The following is a 13,204-nucleotide window of genomic DNA, read 5'->3' on the forward strand; positions in this document are numbered from 1 at the left end:
GCGTTATAAGCCCGTGCCCAGATATCTTATTATTGGCACTGCCCCTGGGTGGTCAGGGTCACTGACGGGGTGGTGGTTTTACGGCTTTCAAAAGTCATATCGGATTTATTGATGGTCAGCACTGTTGTATCCATGCCGCCCATGACCGGATCTTTGGCGGTGCGCTTCAGGGTCAGGTCCTGGTCGGTGGTGCTGACGGAAAAGCCGCTGACACCATTAACGCTTCCGCTCATGCCGTCAATCATCACCTGGTAGGTACATTTGCCTTCAGGGCATTGACGAATCGACGGAGCTGTATGAAATGGTGCGGTATAACTTGCTTCAGTATAACTGCAGCTATAGTTGAGCATTTCGGCCGTAACCGACAGGGGCAGGGTTAGTCCCAAGCTCAGAGCCAACAGGGTGGAGTTACGCATCGTTATATTCCTTTTCCTTTGCAGCCTGTCTGCAGTCTAAGGCAATTTTGTCCCGAGGCAAAGCCACAAGCGGGATTCTGGTCGTTATCCCTATAGCGTCGGCTCAGGCAGGCCGGGCTTTAGCGGAATTTTGGTTCGTGCCAGTTAATTGATTTCAGAAACTTGTGGGCCGGGTAAAATTTACCGTCTGATCCGGTCTGATCGCAGGACGATTTTATGTAGGCTTCGGGTAGTTCACCACCAGTATAAACCTGCAAGCCTTTTTCCTGTTGGTAGAAAGCCATAGTCTGAGTGACTTCAGACTCGGTTTTACACAGTTTAGAGAGGTTGCTGGCCTGCACAGCGGCCATATCTTCATCCGCATCAATGCCCATTATATGCGCCATACCATAGGTGGTCACCAAGACATCGGCGATTGCATCACGGACTTCCTGTATATCACTGTTTTCTATGCCTTCTACCAGTTCAGCCAGTTCTTCCTGAATCAGGTGCAGCTGTTTCTGGGCTTTCTGCCAGTCAGGCGTATCCTGCTGTCCACGGGCGTTGCCAAATACTGAGTTAAGGTAGGATACGTCGGTGAAATTGCTCATATTGTCTCCGAAAAAGGTTAATCCTGCGGCAAACTGGCCACAGCCAATGCAGTGATCTGTTGCACCAGAGCACGCAGACCATTGCCTCTGGACGGGCTTAGGTGCTGCGCTAAACCCAGTGATGTGAACAGATTATCAATATCTGTATCGAGAATCGATTGCGCCGACTGACCATTAAACAGTTCCTGCAGTAAGGCGATCAGGCCGCGGATAATTTTGGCCTCCGAGTCGGCCTGAAAACAGATGCGGTTAGCCGATTGTTCACGACACACCAGCCAGGTATTGCTTTCGCAACCCTGTACCCGGTGGGTTTCTGTTTTGTCAGCATCGGGCAGAGGAGTGAGGTGTTTACCCGCCAGTAGCAGGCTGCGGTAACGGTTATTCCAGTCCCGCTGCTTTTTAAGTTCTGCCAGCAGTGAAGAGGGGGCAGCAATGGGCTGGGATGGCGCACTTTGCTCGGCACGGTGCAGTTGGTCCAGTGCTGTCAGCAGGCTGTCCACTTCAGCTTCAGTGTTATAAAACGCAAATGATGCCCGGGTAGTGCCCGGCAGCCCGAGTGACTGCATTAGTGGCATGGCGCAATGGTGGCCGCTGCGAACCGCAATGCCCTGCTGATCCAGCAGTACGCCAATATCCTGCTGGTGCTGACCGGACAGGGTGAAGGACACCAGGCTGACACTCTGTTGTGGCTGGCCAATACGCTGTAAGCCGGGAATCTGGCTTAAACCATCCACCGCTCTGTGCAGCAGGTCTTGTTCATGCTGATGCAACAAGGCATAGGGTTGCTGGCCAAGCCAATTCAATGCGGTCGCCAAGCCGAGTGCTCCGGCGATATTGGGCGTACCTGCTTCAAACCGGAAGGGAGCAGATTGAAATTGACTGTCAGTAAAGCTGACCCGGGTAATCATCTCGCCGCCCCCTTGCCAGGGTGGCATCGACGCCAACAGACTGGCTTTGCCCCAGAGCACACCGATACCCGTGGGCGCAAACACTTTATGGCCAGAAAACAGGTAAAAATCGGCATCCAGTGCCTGCAGGTCAACTTTAAGGTGAGGCAGCGCCTGGGCACCATCCACCAACACCAGTGCACCGGCCTGATGTGCCAGAGCGATGATCTCTGTCAGTGGGTTGATCGTACCCAGGGCATTCGAGGCATGGGCTATCGCGACCAACTGGGTCCGCTCGTTAAGCAGTTTGCGGTATGCCGCCAGATCCAGATCACCAGTCGCCAACAGCGGTATCACTCTGATGACAGCGCCGGTTCTCTGAGCCAACATTTGCCAGGGCACTATATTGGCGTGATGCTCAAGGGTACTGATCAGGATCTCATCACCTGGACTGAGGCGTTGCCCCCAGCTGTTGGCGATCAGGTTAATGCCTTCTGTGGTGCCGCGGGTCCAGATAATTTCCTGGGCGCTGGCGGCATTCAGATAGCGGGCGACATCCTCCCGCGCCTGCTCAAAACGTTGCGTGGCAACGGCACTAAGGCGGTGGCTGGCGCGGTGTACATTGGCATTGAAACCGCAGTAATAATCTTGCTGGTTTTGTATCACCACCGCCGGTTTTTGCGTGGTGGCGGCATTGTCCAGGTAGGTCAGGGGCTGCGCATCAGTGGCTTGCTGCAGCAGCGGAAATTCGCTGCGTAATTGCGCCAGGTATGTTCGCTTGTCAGTGCTGGCTGCCATCTTCATCCGCCGCGGTGTCAGCTACCAGTCCTGCCCGGTGTGCCAGTTGTTTTAGATAGCGGCTCTGCCAGCGGGCATACATCATGGCACTGCTGAACAACACGCTAATCAGCAGCGCATAGCCAAGACCATAGCTGGCGGTATTCGGGTTACTGGCGTTGAGTACCGCCTGAATAAAGAATAACAGCAGAAAGAAACAGAACCAGGCATGTCCCCGCGGGTTGCCTGAGATAATGGTCGGAGCAAAAAGCAGGAACGGCACCATATGAATCAGCCAGATAACCCAGGGATTAGCAGTGGGCACGGGGCTCAGGTAAAGGTGCCAGAGGGTAAACCAGAACAGCAGTAACAGATAGGATGTGACGACGACCACCCGGCCAAGTCTGGCTTTGCTCTGGTAGTCATGATCATCAGGAATATATGGTTTCACAGCGTATTATCCGTGTTGGGTTTGTAGTGCCAGTGCTAGTTGAGCCAGCCTTTTGCCCTGGGCACGGCACAGTGTCAGTTCGGTCTCATCCGGCGGGCGACGCTCATCACCGGCAACATGGCTGGCACCATAGGGGGTGCCGCCGCTGGTGGTCGTATGTAAGCCGGCTTCACTGTACGGCAGGCCAGCCAGTACCATGCCGTGATGGAGCAACGGCAGCATCATGCTGAGCAGGGTGGTTTCCTGTCCACCATGCAGGCTGGTGCTACTGGTAAATACACACGCGGGTTTATTGATCAGGGCCCCCGAAACCCACAAGCTGCTGGTACCGTCGAGAAAATATTTCAGCGGCGCTGCCATATTCCCGAAGCGGGTGGGGCTGCCCAGTGCCAGCCCTGCACAGTTGGCCAGTTCAGCGTCGCTGCAATAGAGCGCGCCGGTTTCAGGGATCGCCGGTTCGGTGGCTTCGCAGGTGGTTGAGATGGCAGGCACTGTTCTCAGTCGCGCTTCCATACCTGCTTGTTCAACCCCTCGGGCAATATGCTGGGCCAGGGTGCGGGTACTGCCATATCGGCTGTAATACAGCACCAGTATATAGGGGCTACTCACGTTAGATGATTTCCAGTACGGTTTCCGGTGGACGACCAATACGCGCCTGAGTACCTTTTATCAGAATTGGCCGTTCAATCAGTTTCGGGCACTCCACCATCGCCTGGATGATCTGCGCATCGCTGAGGTCCGGGTTTTTCAGGCCCATCTCAGCATATTCGCTCTCTTTTTTGCGCAGCAGGTCACGTGGGGTGATGCCCAGATAACCCAGCACGGTTTTGAGTTCCTCAGCACTGGGGCTATCTTCCAGGTACTTGCGAATTGTTGGCTTGATGCCATGTTCTTCCAGCAGCGCCAGGGTCTGGAGGGATTTTGAACAGCGCGGGTTATGATAGAGGGTAATGTCACTCATCGGTTTTTCACTTATGCTAATGGAGGCAGCCGATCGGTTTAAGGTAGACCCATGTTGGGTTATTGGAGCAGGCTGCAGATTGTGGTTATTGTATACGTCCCGGACCTGCGGAGGAACCGCGACCGGGTTGGTAGCTAAGGAAGACGGATGACGAAAGTGCTAGATAACCGAGCACTGCTATTTTTGCAGTATCTCTTTAAGCAGTTTATTGCCAATCGCGGCATACTGAATGCCGCGGCATTGACCTATACCACCCTGTTTGCGGTAGTGCCGTTGATGACTGTTTCCTATGCCATGTTGGCGGCGATTCCTTCGTTTCAGGATGTGGGCCAACAGCTACAAGGCTGGATATTTCAGAACTTTGTGCCTTCCACCGGGCAGGTGGTGCACGACTACCTGGCAGATTTTTCCAGTCAGGCGCGTAAACTCACCGGCATTGGCGTGGCGGTTCTGGCCGTGACTTCCATCATGATGATGAAAAACATCGAAGCCGCGTTTAACCGGGTTTGGCGGGTCAGTGAGCCACGCAAAGGCCTGTCCAGCTTCCTGTTGTATTGGGCAATTTTAAGCCTGGGACCAATCCTGATCGGTCTGGGTTTACTGCTGACCTCTTATATTGCTTCACTCTCTATCATTACCAGTGCTACCGAACTGGTGGGCCGCGCCCGGTTACTGGCGCTGTTGCCTATGGTGATGTCGGCGGCGGCTTTCACGCTCCTGTATGCCGCAGTGCCTAACTGCCGGGTGCCGATTAAAAGCGCGCTGGTGGGCGGTATTGTGGTAGCACTGTTGTTTGAGACGGCGAAGCGGGGTTTTGCTGCTTTTGTGACCCAGTTCCCATCATATGAACTGATTTATGGTGCTTTTGCTGCGGTTCCACTGTTTCTGATGTGGATTTTTATCAGTTGGGTCATCATTCTTATGGGTTGTGAGTTGACTCGGGCACTGGCCATTTACCGGCTGGATGAAGAGACGGGTAAAGCATCCCATCTGGTGATTATCCTCGCTGTGTTGCACCGGTTATGGAGTGCTCAGGCTAAAGGCCAATCGGTTAAAGACCGCTCATTGCTGAAACAGGTAGATGGTCTGGACCAAGGGCGTTGGGACACCTATCAGGTATTGTTGCAACAAGCCGGGGTGATTACCCGCAGTGACAAGGGGGAATACCTGTTATGCCGTGACCTGAGCCGGCTCAGTCTGGCGCAATTGAACCAGGCTTTACCCTGGCCGATTCCGGAGCAGATGCATGTTGCCAGTCTGCAGCCTTGGCAGCGGGAGCTGAGCCGACGTTTAAGCAGCATTGCAGCAGCAGAGGCAGACGCATTTTCTTTGTCGCTGGAGCAGCTGTTTGACGCAGGCGATAGTGACCAGCCTGCAGAGACGTTGAACGATAGGGCAGAAGGTAAATAGTCATGGTGGAACTCTGTCTGCATGTTTGGGTTACTGGTCGAGTCCAGGGTGTCTGGTTTCGGCAGAGTACCTGTGACCAGGCGCAGCAACTTAACCTTAAGGGTTGGGTGCGTAATCTGGATGATGGTCGGGTTGAAGCGCTGATCTGTGGTGAGGAAAAAGCCGTTCGGCATCTGGAAGCATGGCTATGGCAAGGGCCGGAACTGGCGGCGGTGGCGCATGTGGCCAGTGAAGAAGAACAGGACTGTTCTGATTGTCCGTTACCGTTTGAGGTACGCCGTTAGTTGCTGTAACGCCGCTGGTTACGATACACCTTTTCCGGATACCAAGTTTTACCATAGGAGCCATTATAACGGGCCAGTGCTTCGGTCAGATTGCCCCGGGCGCGTTTCAGGTAGTGATTGAGAATCGTGCAGCCGTAGCTCAGGTTGGTCTCGATGTTCATCAGATTGTCATCGGGGCGGCCAATCTCGTTTTTCCAGAACGGCATCACCTGCATCAGACCCTGAGCTCCTACCGATGAGATAGCAAAGCGATCAAACAGGCTCTCGGTATGGATGACCCCTAATACCAGGTCTACTGGCAACGCTTGTTGGTTGGCTTCAGCATGAATCTTCTTCAGCAGTTCAATCCGTTTCAGGTCATCTTTTACATAGCGTTGAATGCGCCCTGAGATATCCGTCAGCCAGACTTCAGCGGCAAAGCGGTCGGCAAAGCTGTCAGCGGTGGCGAAACGGGTCTTGAGGGCCGCCAGTATGTCTGGGTCGGGCTGTTCCTGAATGGCAGCTGCTGCCAACACCGAAGTGCTGGTTGTGGAGAGCATCAGCAAGCTGCTGGAAAGTAAAAAGTGCCTTCGATTCATGGTTCTAGATCTGAAACGGTTCAGCCTCAGTATTCATGCTTGAGCGAATAGGTGCAAATAAAAAAGCGACCACAATCACTGCTGGTCGCTTTTTTTGAGCCGCATATGGCTTAGATGTGGTTTCGATGTGGCTTAGCGTTTTACTTTCTCCGCCACTACAGCCATCAGGTCAGCGATGGCAATATCCTGCTTGTCAGCATCACGACGACCTTTGTATTCCAGTGTGCCGGCTTCAATGCCACGGGGTGAGATCACTACCCGATGGGGGATTCCCATCAGATCCATATCAGCAAATTTTACTCCTGGGCTGGTCTTCTTATCCCGGTCATCCATGATCACGTCATAGCCGGCGGCGCACAACTCGGTGTAAAACTGATCTGCCAGCTCCCGCACTGCATCTGATTTATCGTAATTCAGTGGAATCAGGGCGATATGGAACGGCGCAATAGATTCTGGCCAGATGATGCCACCGTCGTCATGGTTTTGCTCAATGGCAGCGGCGATGACGCGGGTCACACCAATACCGTAACAGCCCATATCCATGACTACAGACTTACCATTCTGGTCCAGCACCTGAGCATCGAGTGCGGCTGAGTACTTCTGGCCCAACTGGAAGATATGTCCGACTTCGATACCGCGTTTGATTTCCAGGGTTCCCTGACCATCGGGGCTTGGGTCACCGGCAACTACGTTGCGCAGGTCAGCCACTTCTGGCCGTTCAACATCACGGCCCCAGTTGATACCGAACAGGTGCTTGCCATCGACATTGGCACCGGCGCTGAAATCAGCTGTTTTTGCCACGGTTCGGTCTGCGATGCAGGGCATTGGCAGGCCAACAGGTCCCAGTGAGCCCGGGCCAGCGCCTACCAGTGCGCGAATTTGTTCTTCGCTGGCAAACTGTAACGGTTCCGCGACCTGAGGCAGTTTTTCTGCCTTGATCTCATTTAACTCGTGATCACCGCGTACCAGTAGCGCGACATATTCAGCTTCGCACTCTTCAGAGGCCAGTACGATCAAGGTTTTAACGGTTTTTTCAATCGGCTGGTTATAGCCTTGAACCAGCTGATCAATGGTTTTGGCATCCGGTGTATCAACCGTCGTCATTTCCATGCCTGGTGCCGGCACGTCACCCTCGGGTGCCAGGGCTTCTGCCAGCTCAACATTGGCGGCATAGTCGCTGCTGTTAGAGAAAGCGATATCATCTTCACCAGAGGCCGCCAGTACATGGAATTCATGAGACGTCGCACCACCGATAGAGCCGGTATCGGCGAGTACCGGGCGGAAATCTAAACCCAGACGCGTGAATATATTGCTGTAGGTCTGGTGCATTACATCATAGGTTTGCTGCAGGCTTTCCTGCCCTACGTGGAATGAATATGCATCTTTCATGATGAACTCGCGGGAACGCATCACACCAAAACGGGGGCGAATTTCATCACGGAATTTGGTTTGAATCTGATAGAAGTTAGCGGGCAGTTGTTTGTAGCTTTTGATCTCACGACGGATCAGGTCAGTGATAACCTCTTCGTGGGTCGGGCCAACGCAGAATTCACGGTCATGACGGTCTTTTACCCGCAGCAATTCCGGACCGTACTGTTCCCAGCGACCGGATTCCTGCCATAACTCTGATGGCTGGATGGCGGGCATCAGCACTTCCATCGCGCCTGACTTATCCATCTCTTCACGGACGATGCGTTCAACTTTACGCAGTGTGCGCAGGCCCAGTGGCAGCCAGTTATAGAGGCCCGAGGCAACTTTTCGAATCAAGCCAGCTCGCAGCATCAGCTGGTGGCTGACAACTTCGGCATCGGAGGGGGTTTCTTTGACGGTGGAGATCAGAAACTGACTGGCACGCATATATGTTAACTCTGAGATCGGAAATTAAGGCGGAAAACCGCCACATTGTAGGGGGCAGTCAATGTGCTGCCAAGTGATGGCCGGAATTTTATAGCATACCGGCGGAGGACTCAGTGGTCGTAATTCTCAACAAAGTCGAATAGCTGTTCCAGTTGATTCTCATTAAATACGGGATAGCCATGCCGCATTAGTTCTGCGGCCGCGATGCCCTGACCAGAGGTTAGGTGTCCGTTAAAACTGCCATCATATATTTGCTGGTTGCCGCAGGATGGGCTTTTGGCCTTCATCAGTGCGCAGCAGACATGCTCTTTTTGCGCCAGCTCTAGGGTTTTTTCTGCCCCGGTGAGAAATTCCGGTGTGACATCTTCACCTTCGCTGTTGACCACCAGAATCGGGTGCTTGCACTGCGCTTCGGCGGGTAGGCGAGGTACGCCAAGGCCACCGGACACTTCAGGGCAGACAGAAACCAGACGTCCCTGAGCGTGCCACAGTTGTAATATCGGATGCTCCAGCAGCTGGTGTCTACCGTCATAACGGACGTTTTCACCCAGCATGCAGGAGCTGATAAGAATCTTTTTCATGAGCAGGAACAGTTGTTTTTATTTTTTGCGGCATTGTACCGATCTGATAGGGGATGGCAAATCGGCGATGGTCTTACAGCCAAATGTCTAGTTGCAGAGCGTCAAGGAGGGGAAAAGAGCAGGTCGCTGATGGACCTGCTCTGGTGATCAAGCTTCGCGTTTATCCACCATAAAGGTAGCTTCGCCGGTAGCTACCAGCTTCTCACCGACATGCACATCGGTACGGCATTTGATCCGGCGCCGACGTGCATCAATATCAGTGACCGTGACGGACGCAGTGGCGGTATCGCCGATAAACACCGGGGCGCGGAATTTGAGCTGCTGATCCACGTAAATAGCGCCTGGCCCAGGTAATTTGGTACCCGCAACCGTAGAGATCAGCGCGGCGCTGAACATGCCATGCACAATACGCTGCCCGAACTGGGTGGTGGCAGCGTACTCCTGATTGATGTGGATCGGATTCGTATCGCCTGAGATTCCGGCAAACAGGCAGACATCGGCATCGGTGATGGTTTTGGCAAAGCTGTCGCTCATGCCCACTTCCAGATCTTCCAGGTAATAACCGTGTATCGCTTGCATAAAAAATATGTCCTCGTCGTAATCTGTTTGGGATGATTCCAGTGCCGTCTGACAGGCAAAAGACCTTAAAACACAGTGTGCTGTCAAGTCTCATTGCTTGTGTCTGTCAACTTGTCTGCAATTCCTGTATCTTACGGGGCGATTTGACTACTGGAATTGAGACCTTCCTTGCCATGATTATCAAGCCAAAAATCCGCGGTTTTATTTGTACTACTACTCATCCTACTGGCTGCGAAGCTAACGTTCGCGAGCAGATTGAATATACCCGTCAGCAGGGCGCTATTGCTGACGGTCCAAAACGTGTCCTGGTGATCGGCTCTTCCAGTGGTTATGGTTTGTCTTCGCGGATTGCGGCGGCCTTTGGTAGTGGTGCTGCCACTATTGGAGTGTTCTTTGAAAAAGCCGCTACGGAGCGTAAAACCGGCACAGCAGGTTGGTATAACGCTGCGGCATTTGACAAGGCTGCCCACGAAGCGGGGCTGTATGCCAAGAGTCTGAATGGTGATGCGTTCTCTCATGAAGCAAAGCAGAAAGTGGTTGATCTGATTCGTGAGGACCTGGGTCAGATCGACCTGGTGGTTTATTCGTTGGCGTCACCGGTGCGTAAATTGCCGGATACCGGCGAACTGGTGCGTTCCTGCCTGAAACCGATTGGTGAACCTTATCGGTCGACAGCGATTGATACCAATAAAGATGTGATCATTGACGCTGAAATTGAACCGGCTACCCAGGAAGAGATCGACGCGACCGTTACCGTGATGGGTGGTGAAGACTGGGAGCTATGGATCAAGGCACTGGAAGATGCAGGTGTGTTGGCAGAGGGCTGCAAATCTGTGGCGTACTCTTATATCGGTTCTGATATCACCTGGCCAATCTACTGGGATGGTGCGCTGGGTAAGGCGAAACAGGACTTGGATCGTGCCGCAGCAGAGATCAATGCCACGCTGGCAGCCAAGGGTGGTCAGGCCAATATTGGTGTACTGAAATCTGTCGTCACTCAGGCCAGTTCGGCTATTCCTGTGATGCCGCTGTACTTGGCAATGTGCTTTAAAGTGATGCGGGAAAAAGGGGTGCATGAAGGCTGTATGGAGCAGGTATACCGCCTGTTTAGCACCGGTTTGTATGGCGCTGCTGCTGAAATTGATGATAAGAACCGTTTCCGTATGGATGATTGGGAACTGCGCGAAGATGTGCAGAATGCCTGTCGCGAAATCTGGCCTCAGGTCACTTCAGAAAACCTGTTTGATCTAACTGATTACCAGCTTTATAAAGACGAGTTTTTGAAATTGTTCGGCTTTGGTATCGATGCTATTGATTATGAAGCTGATGTGAGTCCTGAAGTTGCCTTTGAAGTTATTGATATCTAATGCGTCTGCATTAATAAGAAAAAGCGGAGCCTGGCTCCGCTTTTTTTATGCCTGTTAATATTATGTTCAGATTGTGTTTTTTTATAACTAATCAGAATAAAAATAGGCCTCCTCTGCTACCAGCACCATCTATACTTTTTTGACCCTTTATAAAAATAACCTTAGCGAGGCTGATATGCTGTATTTTGCTTATGGCTCAAATATGAGCCTGCCGCGATTGCTGGCACGTCTGCCAGAAGTGAATTTTCTGGGCTCGGCAGTGCTGGAGCAATACCAACTGCGCTTTCACAAGAAAGGCACCGACGGTTCTGCCAAAGGTAATGCCCTGTACACTGGTCATGATACTGATTACATGTATGGTGTGCTGTACGAGTTGGCTCCTCACCTTAAACATCGCTTAGATGCGATTGAGGATGCGGGTGTTGGTTACGAAACTGTGCCGGTGACAGTTCGGGATCAGTTCGGCCGTAAGCGCCGTGCCTGCACCTACGTTGCACTGCAAATTGATTGCAGTCTGCAACCGTTTGATTGGTATCTCACTCATGTGCTCTATGGTGCTCAGGCCGCCGGGTTGCCACAGGAGTACATTGAGCAGATTCGTGCCTATCCGACAGTTTCAGATGCCAATGACCTGCGAAGAGCACGTGAACAGCGACTTTACAGGCAGTCAGATCTGGATCATCTGTTACATTTCAAATCAATGCCAGTGGTGCAACATCACTGCCTTTGAGCACCGCGTTTGACCCCCGATAACGGCTCCAGAGCCTGACTGACTCTGGAGCCGTTCTCTTTGTGCAGCCGGTTGCAGATCCAATGGCTGGTTGCCACCAGTTGTTCAAGTGAGACGCCGGTTTCGATACCCATGCCCTGCAGCATATACAGCACATCTTCGGTGGCCACGTTACCGCTTGCGCCGGGCGCATAGGGGCAGCCGCCTAGTCCGGCAATCGATGTATCGACCGTGGCAATGCCATACTCCAGTGCGACCAGGATGTTGGCCAACGCCTGACCATAGGTGTCATGAAAGTGAACGGCTAACTGGTCAACGGATACCTGTGTGGTGACGGCGTCCAGCATGAGGGCGGTTTGTCGTGGTGTTCCTACGCCAATGGTGTCGCCTAATGAGATCTCATAGCAGCCCATGGCTATCAGTTTTGCCGCCAGGTCTGCGACCTGCTGCGGGGTGACTTCGCCACCATAGGGGCAGCCCATTACCGTGGAGATATACGCGCGTACAGGCAGGTTATGTTGTTTTGCCAGTGCGATGGCTGGGGTAAAACGCTCTAAGCTTTGTGCGGTAGTGCAGTGGATATTATGCAGGTTAAAGCTATCTGATACCGCAGTGAATACGGCAATTTCGCTGGCCTGAGCTGCAGTAGCATGTTCTACCGCTGTTAGATTGGGTGTCAGGGCGGCATAGCGTACGCCGGGTTTACGCATGAGTTGATTAAATACAGCCTGGCTATCGGCCATCTGGGGCACCTTGGCAGGGGAAACAAAGCTACCGCACTCGATATGACTCAGGCCGCAACCGGCCAGCCGCTGGATTAGCTCAATCTTTAGCTCAGTACTCAGTTGTAGGCTGGGTTCGTTTTGCAGGCCGTCTCTTGGCCCCACTTCCACCAACCTGACCGCTGAGGCCAGGGTGTTGTTTTGCATCAATGTCTCCACTGGATTAATCAGTATTGCACCAGTTTGGCGGCCGTTTTGCCAGAAATGCGCTGACTCCTTCTCGCGCAGGCGGGCTGTTGCGTATATTCGCCAGCAGTGCCGCTGTGGTTTCAGTCAGGTTGTCAGGCAGCGGATGATACTGATGCATGAGTTGTTTGCAGCATACCAGCGCGTTGGGTTCAGCCAGCAGTAATTGCTCGATTCGTTGTGCCGCCTGTTGCTGTAAAGCGTCATTACTGTCACATAGCTCGGTGACCAACCCTGACTCATATGCCTGGTTGGCAGAGAGAGTCTCAGCCGTCAGCATGCTAACCAATGCCCGGCGAGCGCCAAGGCTGCTGATCAGGTAAGGACTGATGACTGCCGGTACTAGACCCAGTTGTACCTCGCTGCAGCTAAAACGGCTATTGCGGGTCGCCAGTAGTAGATCACAACAGGCGGCTAGACCCAGGCCGCCACCAATCGCGCCACCCTGTACTTTGCAGAGAGTTGGGTGGGGAAAGTGCCAGAGCCGATCCAGTAACAGGGCTAAGTGTTTGGCATCTGCCAGATTGTGTTCAGCGTCAGCCTGTGCCATCTTCAGCATCCACTTTAGATCAACGCCACTGCAAAACCAGTCACCAGATCCTTCCAGTTGCAAGATCCTGACGGTTGGATCGGTTGCCAACTGTTCTATCCAGCACAGAAGTTGCCGGATCATGCTGCCAGTGAGGGCGTTGCGTTTGCCCGGACGGTTGAGACGCAGGATGGCGAGTCCGTTGTGGTGTTGGGTGCATTCGACCAAATGATTCATGC

The 13,204-nt window shown here is 53.0% G+C and carries 16 protein-coding genes; 4 read left to right on the top strand and 12 right to left on the bottom strand.

What is annotated here, in order from left to right:
• Window positions 1–29: 29 nt before the first annotated feature.
• The 6 genes from ACFVYJ_RS07880 to arsC all read right to left on the bottom strand — a co-directional run bounded on the left by ACFVYJ_RS07880 (window position 30) and on the right by arsC (window position 4,082).
• Entirely contained in the window at window positions 30–416 is a 387-nt protein-coding gene (locus ACFVYJ_RS07880; RefSeq protein WP_419415872.1) for a hypothetical protein, read from the bottom strand.
• A gap of 119 nt (window positions 417–535) precedes the next feature.
• On the bottom strand, window positions 536–1,006 hold the full coding sequence (locus tag ACFVYJ_RS07885) for a nucleoside triphosphate pyrophosphohydrolase family protein (RefSeq protein ID WP_419415871.1): 471 nt from the start codon (window positions 1,004–1,006) through the stop codon (window positions 536–538).
• 17 nt (window positions 1,007–1,023) lie between these two features.
• Window positions 1,024–2,691, bottom strand: a complete 1,668-nt coding sequence (locus ACFVYJ_RS07890; RefSeq protein ID WP_419415870.1) for a SufS family cysteine desulfurase — start codon at window positions 2,689–2,691, stop codon at window positions 1,024–1,026.
• Complete coding sequence (locus tag ACFVYJ_RS07895) at window positions 2,675–3,121, bottom strand: DUF2069 domain-containing protein (protein WP_419415869.1); 447 nt, start codon at window positions 3,119–3,121, stop codon at window positions 2,675–2,677. Before ACFVYJ_RS07895 ends, ACFVYJ_RS07890 begins: the two co-directional genes overlap by 17 nt.
• Before the next feature lie 6 nt (window positions 3,122–3,127).
• Complete coding sequence (gene wrbA, locus ACFVYJ_RS07900) at window positions 3,128–3,730, bottom strand: NAD(P)H:quinone oxidoreductase (RefSeq protein ID WP_419415868.1); 603 nt, start codon at window positions 3,728–3,730, stop codon at window positions 3,128–3,130.
• A gap of 1 nt (window position 3,731) precedes the next feature.
• Window positions 3,732–4,082: an arsenate reductase (glutaredoxin) gene (gene arsC, locus ACFVYJ_RS07905; protein WP_419415867.1), complete on the bottom strand. Its 351-nt coding sequence runs from the start codon at window positions 4,080–4,082 to the stop codon at window positions 3,732–3,734.
• 147 nt (window positions 4,083–4,229) lie between these two features.
• On the opposite strand from arsC, the gene ACFVYJ_RS07910 reads away from it, so the two are divergent.
• Together ACFVYJ_RS07910 and ACFVYJ_RS07915 are read left to right on the top strand one after the other, a co-directional pair.
• The gene (locus tag ACFVYJ_RS07910) at window positions 4,230–5,492 is read left to right on the top strand and encodes a YihY family inner membrane protein (protein ID WP_419415866.1); all 1,263 of its coding nucleotides are present in this window, start codon (window positions 4,230–4,232) and stop codon (window positions 5,490–5,492) included.
• 2 nt (window positions 5,493–5,494) lie between these two features.
• A complete protein-coding gene (locus tag ACFVYJ_RS07915) occupies window positions 5,495–5,776 on the top strand; it encodes an acylphosphatase (protein ID WP_419415865.1) in 282 nt (93 codons plus the stop codon).
• Here the strand turns inward: ACFVYJ_RS07915 and ACFVYJ_RS07920 are convergent.
• The 4 genes from ACFVYJ_RS07920 to ACFVYJ_RS07935 form a co-directional block, all read right to left on the bottom strand.
• Window positions 5,773–6,315, bottom strand: coding sequence for a lytic transglycosylase domain-containing protein (locus ACFVYJ_RS07920; protein ID WP_419415864.1), 543 nt, complete (start codon window positions 6,313–6,315; stop codon window positions 5,773–5,775). The two genes, ACFVYJ_RS07915 and ACFVYJ_RS07920, sit on opposite strands and share 4 nt — an antisense overlap.
• 171 nt (window positions 6,316–6,486) lie before the next feature.
• Window positions 6,487–8,211: a proline--tRNA ligase gene (locus tag ACFVYJ_RS07925; RefSeq protein ID WP_419415863.1), complete on the bottom strand. Its 1,725-nt coding sequence runs from the start codon at window positions 8,209–8,211 to the stop codon at window positions 6,487–6,489.
• A gap of 110 nt (window positions 8,212–8,321) precedes the next feature.
• Window positions 8,322–8,792, bottom strand: coding sequence for a 2-thiouracil desulfurase family protein (locus tag ACFVYJ_RS07930; RefSeq protein WP_419415862.1), 471 nt, complete (start codon window positions 8,790–8,792; stop codon window positions 8,322–8,324).
• Between the two features lie 147 nt (window positions 8,793–8,939).
• Entirely contained in the window at window positions 8,940–9,371 is a 432-nt protein-coding gene (locus ACFVYJ_RS07935; protein WP_419415861.1) for a MaoC family dehydratase, read from the bottom strand.
• 173 nt (window positions 9,372–9,544) lie between these two features.
• Here ACFVYJ_RS07935 and fabV point away from each other — a divergent pair, with 173 nt between their 5' ends.
• On the top strand, window positions 9,545–10,738 hold the full coding sequence (gene fabV / locus ACFVYJ_RS07940) for an enoyl-ACP reductase FabV (protein ID WP_419415881.1): 1,194 nt from the start codon (window positions 9,545–9,547) through the stop codon (window positions 10,736–10,738).
• 175 nt (window positions 10,739–10,913) lie between these two features.
• Window positions 10,914–11,468 carry a gamma-glutamylcyclotransferase family protein gene (locus ACFVYJ_RS07945; RefSeq protein ID WP_419415860.1) on the top strand — a complete coding sequence of 185 codons (555 nt, stop codon included), beginning with the start codon at window positions 10,914–10,916 and terminating at the stop codon, window positions 11,466–11,468.
• Here ACFVYJ_RS07945 and ACFVYJ_RS07950 read toward each other — a convergent pair.
• Both ACFVYJ_RS07950 and ACFVYJ_RS07955 read right to left on the bottom strand, forming a co-directional pair.
• The gene (locus ACFVYJ_RS07950; protein WP_419415859.1) at window positions 11,456–12,397 is read right to left on the bottom strand and encodes a hydroxymethylglutaryl-CoA lyase; all 942 of its coding nucleotides are present in this window, start codon (window positions 12,395–12,397) and stop codon (window positions 11,456–11,458) included. The two genes, ACFVYJ_RS07945 and ACFVYJ_RS07950, sit on opposite strands and share 13 nt — an antisense overlap.
• A 16-nt stretch (window positions 12,398–12,413) precedes the next feature.
• Complete coding sequence (locus tag ACFVYJ_RS07955) at window positions 12,414–13,202, bottom strand: enoyl-CoA hydratase-related protein (RefSeq protein ID WP_419415858.1); 789 nt, start codon at window positions 13,200–13,202, stop codon at window positions 12,414–12,416.
• Between the last annotated feature and the right edge of the window lie 2 nt (window positions 13,203–13,204).

The organism is Pontibacter sp. JAM-7 (genome assembly GCF_048548695.2).
Lineage (GTDB): Bacteria > Pseudomonadota > Gammaproteobacteria > Pseudomonadales > Balneatricaceae > Neptuniibacter.

Bases quoted from the DNA above. Each gene is read 5' to 3' on its own strand.
- ACFVYJ_RS07880 (WP_419415872.1), bottom strand. From the start codon at position 416: ATGCGTAACTCCACCCTGTTGGCTCTGAGCTTGGGACTAACCCTGCCC.
- ACFVYJ_RS07885 (WP_419415871.1), bottom strand. From the start codon at position 1,006: ATGAGCAATTTCACCGACGTATCCTACCTTAACTCAGTATTTGGCAAC.
- ACFVYJ_RS07890 (WP_419415870.1), bottom strand. From the start codon at position 2,691: ATGGCAGCCAGCACTGACAAGCGAACATACCTGGCGCAATTACGCAGC.
- arsC (WP_419415867.1), bottom strand. From the start codon at position 4,082: ATGAGTGACATTACCCTCTATCATAACCCGCGCTGTTCAAAATCCCTC.
- ACFVYJ_RS07910 (WP_419415866.1), top strand. From the start codon at position 4,230: ATGACGAAAGTGCTAGATAACCGAGCACTGCTATTTTTGCAGTATCTC.
- ACFVYJ_RS07915 (WP_419415865.1), top strand. From the start codon at position 5,495: ATGGTGGAACTCTGTCTGCATGTTTGGGTTACTGGTCGAGTCCAGGGT.
- ACFVYJ_RS07920 (WP_419415864.1), bottom strand. From the start codon at position 6,315: ATGCTCTCCACAACCAGCACTTCGGTGTTGGCAGCAGCTGCCATTCAG.
- ACFVYJ_RS07925 (WP_419415863.1), bottom strand. From the start codon at position 8,211: ATGCGTGCCAGTCAGTTTCTGATCTCCACCGTCAAAGAAACCCCCTCC.
- ACFVYJ_RS07930 (WP_419415862.1), bottom strand. From the start codon at position 8,792: ATGAAAAAGATTCTTATCAGCTCCTGCATGCTGGGTGAAAACGTCCGT.
- ACFVYJ_RS07935 (WP_419415861.1), bottom strand. From the start codon at position 9,371: ATGCAAGCGATACACGGTTATTACCTGGAAGATCTGGAAGTGGGCATG.
- fabV (WP_419415881.1), top strand. From the start codon at position 9,545: ATGATTATCAAGCCAAAAATCCGCGGTTTTATTTGTACTACTACTCAT.
- ACFVYJ_RS07945 (WP_419415860.1), top strand. From the start codon at position 10,914: ATGCTGTATTTTGCTTATGGCTCAAATATGAGCCTGCCGCGATTGCTG.
- ACFVYJ_RS07950 (WP_419415859.1), bottom strand. From the start codon at position 12,397: ATGCAAAACAACACCCTGGCCTCAGCGGTCAGGTTGGTGGAAGTGGGG.
- ACFVYJ_RS07955 (WP_419415858.1), bottom strand. From the start codon at position 13,202: ATGAATCATTTGGTCGAATGCACCCAACACCACAACGGACTCGCCATC.